The following is a 666-nucleotide window of genomic DNA, read 5'->3' as shown; positions in this document are numbered from 1 at the left end:
GCAGTACCCTACACTCTTTGCTACAAAGAGTGAACACAACAGATGAAACGAGCGGTGGTGGTGTTTAGCGGTGGGCAGGATTCAACTACCTGCCTTATCCAGGCCTTAAGTCAGTACGACGAAGTTCATTGCGTCACCTTCGACTATGGCCAGCGCCATCGGGCGGAAATCACCGTCGCCCGTGAGCTGGCGATGCAATTGGGCGCACGGGTACATAAAGTGATCGACGCCGGCCTGCTTAATACGCTAGCGGTCAGCAGTCTTACCCGCGACAGCATTCCGGTACCGGGCTACGAGGAAATGCCCGACGGTCTGCCCAGCACCTTTGTGCCCGGCCGCAACATCTTGTTTTTAACGCTGGCCTCTATCTATGCCTATCAGGTCGAGGCGGAAGCAGTCATTACCGGCGTATGCGAGACGGATTTCTCCGGTTATCCCGATTGCCGTGACGGCTTTATCAAAGCGCTAAACCACGCGGTCAATCTCGGTATAGCGCGCGAATTACATTTCGTCACGCCGCTAATGTGGCTAGATAAAGCTGAAACCTGGGCGCTGGCAGATTATTACCATCAACTTGATCGGGTGCGAAATGATACGCAGACCTGCTACAACGGTATCAAAGGCGATGGCTGCGGACAATGCGCAGCTTGCCGTTTACGTGCGCGC

1 protein-coding gene is annotated in these 666 nt (G+C 54.8%); it reads left to right on the top strand.

The window, feature by feature from the left end; genetic code table 11:
• Positions 1 to 42 precede the first annotated feature (42 nt).
• Positions 43 to 666: 7-cyano-7-deazaguanine synthase QueC (queC, locus tag BG74_RS08705; protein ID WP_066597887.1), on the top strand; the 624-nt coding region annotated here is incomplete at its 3' end.

Source organism: Sodalis-like endosymbiont of Proechinophthirus fluctus (assembly GCF_001602625.1).
Taxonomy (GTDB): Bacteria; Pseudomonadota; Gammaproteobacteria; order Enterobacterales; family Enterobacteriaceae.
Note: the sequence above shows the minus strand (reverse complement) of the source record. Positions and strands in the feature narration are given on the sequence as shown.